7 protein-coding genes and 1 tRNA gene are annotated in these 6561 nt (G+C 68.7%); 3 read left to right on the top strand and 5 right to left on the bottom strand.

Annotation, left to right across the window (positions count from 1 at the left end; genetic code table 11):
- The gene (locus tag AC1DXV_RS06385; protein ID WP_477865745.1) at window positions 1-747 is read left to right on the top strand and encodes a head GIN domain-containing protein; all 747 of its coding nucleotides are present in this window, start codon (window positions 1-3) and stop codon (window positions 745-747) included.
- Here the strand turns inward: AC1DXV_RS06385 and AC1DXV_RS06390 are convergent.
- The 3 genes from AC1DXV_RS06390 to AC1DXV_RS06400 form a co-directional block, all read right to left on the bottom strand.
- On the bottom strand, window positions 736-1356 hold the full coding sequence (locus tag AC1DXV_RS06390; RefSeq protein ID WP_477932906.1) for a hypothetical protein: 621 nt from the start codon (window positions 1354-1356) through the stop codon (window positions 736-738). The two genes, AC1DXV_RS06385 and AC1DXV_RS06390, sit on opposite strands and share 12 nt — an antisense overlap.
- Window positions 1357-1388: 32 nt before the next feature.
- Window positions 1389-1937 (bottom strand): helix-turn-helix domain-containing protein, encoded by a 549-nt coding sequence (locus AC1DXV_RS06395; RefSeq protein ID WP_477865743.1) that lies wholly within the window; start codon window positions 1935-1937, stop codon window positions 1389-1391.
- Between the two features lie 142 nt (window positions 1938-2079).
- Window positions 2080-2156, bottom strand: a tRNA-Met gene (locus AC1DXV_RS06400).
- A gap of 109 nt (window positions 2157-2265) precedes the next feature.
- Between AC1DXV_RS06400 and ftsY the strand changes: the two genes are divergently transcribed.
- Window positions 2266-3303: a signal recognition particle-docking protein FtsY gene (gene ftsY / locus AC1DXV_RS06405; RefSeq protein ID WP_477865742.1), complete on the top strand. Its 1038-nt coding sequence runs from the start codon at window positions 2266-2268 to the stop codon at window positions 3301-3303.
- A gap of 1 nt (window position 3304) precedes the next feature.
- On the opposite strand, the gene AC1DXV_RS06410 is transcribed toward ftsY, so the two are convergent.
- Window positions 3305-4033, bottom strand: a complete 729-nt coding sequence (locus tag AC1DXV_RS06410; protein WP_477865741.1) for a DUF2726 domain-containing protein — start codon at window positions 4031-4033, stop codon at window positions 3305-3307.
- 164 nt (window positions 4034-4197) lie between these two features.
- A complete protein-coding gene (ffh, locus tag AC1DXV_RS06415) occupies window positions 4198-5577 on the bottom strand; it encodes a signal recognition particle protein (protein ID WP_477865740.1) in 1380 nt (459 codons plus the stop codon).
- Window positions 5578-5619: 42 nt separating this feature from the next.
- On the opposite strand from ffh, the gene AC1DXV_RS06420 reads away from it, so the two are divergent.
- A complete protein-coding gene (locus AC1DXV_RS06420; RefSeq protein ID WP_477932908.1) occupies window positions 5620-6468 on the top strand; it encodes a cytochrome C assembly family protein in 849 nt (282 codons plus the stop codon).
- Window positions 6469-6561 lie beyond the last annotated feature (93 nt).

Consider the following 6561-nt stretch of genomic DNA (forward strand, 5'->3'; position numbering starts at 1 on the left):
ATGAGGGCGCTGCGGATCGGCTTCGGTGCGTTGCTGCTGGGTCTCTTCGGCCTGTTCGGTCAGGGCGTCCAGGCGCAGCCCGCGGCACCGGTCGGCCACCTGTATGCGCCCGGTGCGTTCGACCGGATCGACGTGGACGGCACCGCGCGCATCCGCATCACGCAAGGCGATCGAGACCAGGTCTTCGTCGCCGGCGACGATGCGGCGCAGCGGGCCATCGAGGTCGACGTGGTCAACGGCCACCTGCGCATCCGCGCGGCTGGTGGCTGGAAGTTCTGGCGCGAGGACCGGCCGGCGATCGAGGTGCAGGTGCGCAAGCTGAACCACGTGATGCTGTCGGGCGCGGGCGAGGTGCTGGCGCCGGGGCCGATCCGCGGCGACCAGCTGGTGATCGGCATCTCGGGGTCGGGCAGCGTGCGCTTCGACGAGCTCGCGGTGCGGCAGCTGAATTTCGACATCTCGGGCTCGGGCGACGGGCAGTTGGCCGGCCGTGTCGAGCAGTTCGAGCTGAACGTGTCGGGCCGCGGCAAGCTGGTGGCCGATCAGCTGCGCGCAGCCCGGGCGAGGGTGGCGATCAGCGGTGTCGCCAATGCCGAGCTGTGGGTGATCGACGATCTGCAGCTCGCGATCTCGGGCGCCGGCAAGGTGGACTTCTGGGGGCACCCGGTGGTGCGGCGCGCGGTGTCGGGGGTGGGGAGCGTCACGGCGCGGGGGGACAAGCTTCAGGACGTCGACTCACGTCGGTGATCTCCGTTTCACTGCCGTGAACCCCCATGCATGGCCGAGTGCTGTCGCAAAGGCTCGGCAATTGGACGCGTCGAGGATGTCGAGCAGGTCTGTCCTCGACATGGGAGGACTGCGGAATCGCTTCAGCATTGCATCGAGAACATCTGAGACCCAAGGTTCTGCAGCGAGCAACTCGGTCAGAACGACGCCAGGCTTCACGGGCCGAACGAGCGTTCCTTCGAAGGCAGCCGGGGGCAGGTGCTTGATATTGCCGGTGACGAGCAGAACCTCGCGATGGGCAGGGCTCGCCTGGCTGAGGCACAGGGCGCCCGCGGCGACGTGTGCATCCTTCGGATCGGTGGTGCCCCTGAAGCGCGACTCCAGGGCTTCACTGCTGGGCACCAGGGCATCCGGAAAAGCCTGATGCAGGTTGTCGAACAGCTTGTCGACGGCTTCAGGTTTGATACCGAACCTGGGTTTCAGCAGGTTCCGACGAACCTCGATCAGGACCTGCTCGCCCCAATGCACGCGAACAAGACCGGCATCTGCCATGTCCAGGAAGATGGCTCGCAGGTAGGCCGGGAGCAGGACGTTGGCATCCAGGTAGAGCAGGGGGACCTGATGGGGCACAGTCCAGCGCAGAGTTGGAGCGGCGGCAGCGACTACGCCTGTTTGGCGACCCAACGGCGTTTGGATCTCGATTTGGCGTCGGCCAGTTCCCGAGCCCGAAGGTCTTGCGTGGCGTCGGTGATGTCATCGAGCGCCGTACGGCGCGTCGCACGCATCTCCTGTTGAACGCGCTCCACCTCCGCGACGGGAATCCGTCGATGACCCGATTGCGTGCGYTCGACCCCATTGAACGTGCCGTTGTCGACGAGCCGCGCCACGTAGGGACGGCTCACATTGAGTCGATCTGCGGCTTGCTGCGTGGTCAACATCTGCGCAGCGGCATCGGGCAGCGACAGGTTCGAGGCTGGCCTGACGCGCAGCAAGACGGCCTGGACGTCTTCCGGGTCCGGTGTGTACTCCACGATCAGCCGACGATCGGCGAGCCCTTGCTGCCGAATCCGGACCGTCTCGACATGAACCTGTTCGAGCGGGGTCAACTGCTCACGCAGTTTCCGGACATGCCGGAGCGCATGCAGGATGGCCCCCTCAAGCGACTGAAGCTTGATCGGAGCCGGCTTGGGAGTCGGCTTGCTCGTGCGCATGGAGGCAGATTAGCACGCTCTCACCAGAATATCGAAAATATCGAAACGCATCCCGCGCCGGCGCGCTACCCCAAGCGATGCCTGACGACACCCCAGAACGACAAAGCCCGCACGACCTGATGTTCRTGCGGGCTTGCTGGTTTGGTGGCGCTTCAGGGATTCGAACCCCGGACCTGCGGATTATGATTCCGTCGCTCTAACCGACTGAGCTAAAGCGCCTGAGCCTCAGATTATAGCCAGGGTTTCGGGTGCTTTCGGCGCGTTGACCGACAATGCGTCACACACTCGCACGACACGCGAGTCCCACCCGAGTCGATCGCCCCCACGCATGTTCAGCTTCTTCAAGAAAAAGCCCGCGCCCGCCGACACACCGGCACCGGCCCTGGCACCGATCCCTGCACCCCCTGCCACGCCCGCCGTGGTGCCGCAGGCCGCGGCGGAGCCCGAGCGCCGCAGCTGGGTCGACAAGCTGCGCGGCGGCCTGCGCAAGACCGGCTCCAGCATCGCCCAGGTGTTCACCGGCACGCAGATCGACGAGGCTCTCTATGAAGAACTCGAATCGGCGCTGCTGATGGCCGATGCCGGCGTCAAGGCCACCGAATTCCTGCTCGACGACCTGCGTCGCCGCGTGAAGGAAGCCAAGGCCACCGACCCGTCGCAGGTCAAGGCGCTGCTCGCCGCGGCGGTGGCCGACCTGCTGCGCCCGCTCGAGAAGCCGCTGCGTGTCGGCGAGCACGCACCCACCGTGATGATGGTGGTCGGCGTCAACGGCGCCGGCAAGACGACCAGCATCGGCAAGCTCACGCGCCACCTCGCCGACAACGGCCAGAAGGTGCTGCTGGCCGCGGCCGACACCTTCCGCGCCGCCGCGCGCGAGCAGCTCGCGGTGTGGGCCGAGCGCGCCGACGTGCCGCGGCAGGCCGGCTCGGTCGACATCGTCTCGCAGGCCGATGGCGATCCGGCGGCGGTCAGCTTCGATGCGGTGGTCGCCGGCAAGGCGCGCGGCTGCGACGTCGTCATCGCCGACACGGCCGGCCGGCTGCCGACGCAGCTCCACCTGATGGAGGAGCTGAAGAAGATCCGGCGCGTGATCGCGAAGGCCCAGGAGGGCGCCCCGCACGAGGTGCTGCTGGTGATCGACGGCAACACCGGCCAGAACGCGCTGGCCCAGGTGAAAGCGTTCGACGATGCGCTCGGCCTCACCGGCCTGATCGTCACCAAGCTCGACGGTACCGCGAAGGGCGGCATGCTGGCGGCGATCGCGCGCGAGCGGGCGATCCCGGTCTACTTCATCGGCGTCGGCGAGAAGCTCGAAGACCTGCAGACCTTCAGCGCGCGCGAGTTCGCTCAGGCGCTGCTCGAATAACTTATCGAGGGCGGGGCGAGTTGCCCGAGCGAGGGATGTTGGCCGGCGCGGCGGATGCCAGCGGTGCCGGCGCCGAATCGATGTCGTCGAACCAGGTCGACGGCGGCGGCTCGCGCATCTCCAGCCCGTCGTCCTCGTCGACCTGGTTGCGGCCGACCGGCTGGTAGCCGGCGGTCGTCGACGGGGCATGCGTCGACGGCGTGCTCTCGCTCGACTTGCTGCCGAGGATGGCGTTGCGCGCACCGGTCGCGCTCGGCAGCGCGTCTTCGCGCCACACGTGCAGCGGAATGCCTGAGGCCTCGAGCACGCGGTCCATGCGGTTGTGGCGCTGCGAGGTGCGCTCCTTCTCCTGCGCCTCGGGCGCGCGGATGTCGACCACCGCGATGACCTGCGAGCTGCTGTCGCACACCACGAGATCGGCGCACAGCAACCCGACGCGGCGCAGCCACTCCGAATACGAATGCCGCGTCGGCACCTTGACGAAGCGCGCCAGCGGCACCTGCGCCAGGATGATGTGCTCCGGCAGCCCGCCGCGCAGCGCGAGGTAGGCCTTGCGCTCGGCGGTGGTCAGGATGCGGGTGGCCTGCGGCTGCCACGACTGCAGCGTGTCCAGCGCCTCCAGCGAGCGCGGCTTGTTGCGCTTGACGGCGGGCTTGGCGCTGGAGGTCTTCATCTTCCAGATCACCAGGCCGCCCACCAGCACCAGGGCGGCGATCAACAGCAATTCCATCTCGAGGTCCAGGTCCGTGTTGGAGTGCAGCGCAGACCTTAGCGGTCCGCGCGCGCGGGGTCAATCATTGTGCCGCCTGCCGGGCGGTTGCAGCGTGTTACCAACCCACCGGATCGGGGTGGGATGTGACAAGTCGTCTCAAGCGCGCGTCTCAAGCGCGCGTCTCAGCGCAGGCCGCCCGGGCCGCCCAGGCCCTTCATGCCGCCCATGCGCTTCATCATCTTCATCAGGCCGCCGCCCTTCATCTTCTTCATCATTCCCTGCATCTGCTCGAACTGGTTCAGCAGCCGGTTGACCTCCTGCACCTGCACGCCGGCGCCGGCGGCGATGCGGCGCTTGCGGGTGGCCTTCAGCAGCTCGGGCTTGCGGCGCTCCAGCGGGGTCATCGAGTTGATGATGCCCTCCATCCGACGCACGTCGCGCTCGGCGCGGTCCATGTCGGCCTGGCCCAGGTTGCCGGCCTTCGCGGTCATCTGGGCCGGCAGCTTGTCCATCAGGCCCGACAGCCCGCCCATCTTCTTCATCTGGCTGATCTGCGACAGGAAGTCGTTCAGGTCGAAGTTGTCGCCCGACTTCAGCTTCTCGGCCAGCTTCTGCGCTGCCGCCACGTCGACGCCCTTCTGCACCTCCTCGACCAGCGCGACGATGTCGCCCATGCCCAGCACCCGGCCGGCATGGCGCTGCGCGTCGAACACCTCCAGCCCGTCGATCTTCTCGCTGACGCCGGCGAACTTGATCGGCGCGCCGGTCACCTGGCGCACCGACAGCGCCGCGCCGCCGCGCGAATCGCCGTCGGTCTTGGTCAGCACGATGCCGGTCAGCGGCAGCGCCTCCTTGAAGGCCTTCGCGACGTTCACCGCATCCTGGCCCTGCATCGCGTCGACGACGAACAGCGTCTCGACCGGCTTCAGCTCGGCGTGCAGCGTGCGGATCTCGTCCATCAGCTGCTCGTCGATCGCCAGCCGCCCGGCGGTGTCGACCAGCAGCACGTCGAAGTAGTGGCGCTTCGCGTGGTCGAGCGCGGCGCGCGCGATGTCCAGCGGCTTGTCGGTGGCGCTCGACGGGAACCACTCGGCACCGGCCTGTTTCGTCACCACCTTCAGCTGCTCGATGGCCGCCGGGCGGTACACGTCGGCCGAGACGGTCAGCACCTTCTTCTTGCGCTTCTCGATCAGGTGCTTGGCCAGCTTGGCGGTGGTGGTGGTCTTGCCGGCGCCCTGCAGGCCGGCCATCAGGATCACCGCCGGCGGCTGGGCCGCGAGGTTGATGTCGGCGATGCCTTCGCCCATCGTCGCCGCCAGTTCGCGGTTGACGATGCCCACCAGCGCCTGCCCCGGCGACAGCGAGCCCACCACCTCGGCGCCGAGCGCCTTCTCCTTCACGCGGGCGATGAAGTCGCGCACCACCGGCAGCGCCACGTCGGCTTCGAGCAGCGCCATGCGCACCTCGCGCAGCATGTCGGTCACGTTGCTGTCGGTGATGCGCGCCTGGCCGCGCATCGTCTTGACGAGCCGGCTCAGGCGATCGGTGAGGGTGGAGGCCATGGGATCGGCGGGCGCGAAGGACGCGGCCCGCGAAAGTACACTGTGGACCATGAGTTTATCGCCCAGGGTTGCAACGCATTGAGCACGCCGTCGACATGGATGCTGTGGGTGCCCAGCGCGGCGGCCCTGCTGGGCTACGCGGCGGCGGTGCTGCTGAATGATCGCGAGACGGCGGGCGGCGGTGCCGCGCCGCGCCGCGCGCTGATCGCCGGCTGGATCGCGCACGCGCTGGCCATCGTGGTCGACATGGCCGGCATCGGCAGCGCCGTCTCCGGCGCCCGCTTCGGCTTCGCGCCGGCGCTGTCGGCCACGCTGTGGCTCGTGATCGCGGTCTACGCGGTCGAGAGCCGCTGGGTGCCGCTGCCGGGCGTGCGCCGCTGGCTCGGCCTGCTCGGCGCCGCGGCGGTGGTGCTGGCGGCGATCTTCCCGGGCGAGTTCCGGCCGCAGGCGGTGTCGGCCTGGGCGCCGCTGCACTGGGCGCTGGGCATCGCGTCGTACGGCCTGTTCGGCGCCGCGGTGCTGCATGCGGTGATGCTCGACACCGCCGAGCGCCGCATGCGTTCCAACCTGCGTGCCGCCGCGAACRCCGGCATGCCGCTGCTGCAGCTCGAGCGCCTGACCTTCCAGTTCGTCACCGCCGGCTTCGCGCTGCTGTCGGCCACGCTGCTGCTCGGCTGGTGGTTCTCCAACCCCTGGCGCTGGGACCACAAGGCGACGCTGTCGGTGCTCGGCTGGCTGGTGTTCGCCGGGCTGCTGGTCGGCCGCCAGGCGCTCGGCTGGCGCGGCCGGCACGCGATCCGCTGGCTCTATGCCGGTGCGCTGCTGCTGCTGCTCGCCTATGTCGGCTCGCGCTTCGTGTTCGAAGTCGTCCTGCACCGCACGACCGCCTGAGGGCCGCATGGGAAAGTTCATCGTCCTGCTCGTCGTGGTGTTCCTGATCGTCTGGCTGGTGCGCGGCGGCCGGCCGGGCCGCTCGGCCGCGCC

The sequence above is a fragment of the Rhizobacter sp. P3_C12 genome, assembly GCF_056402735.1.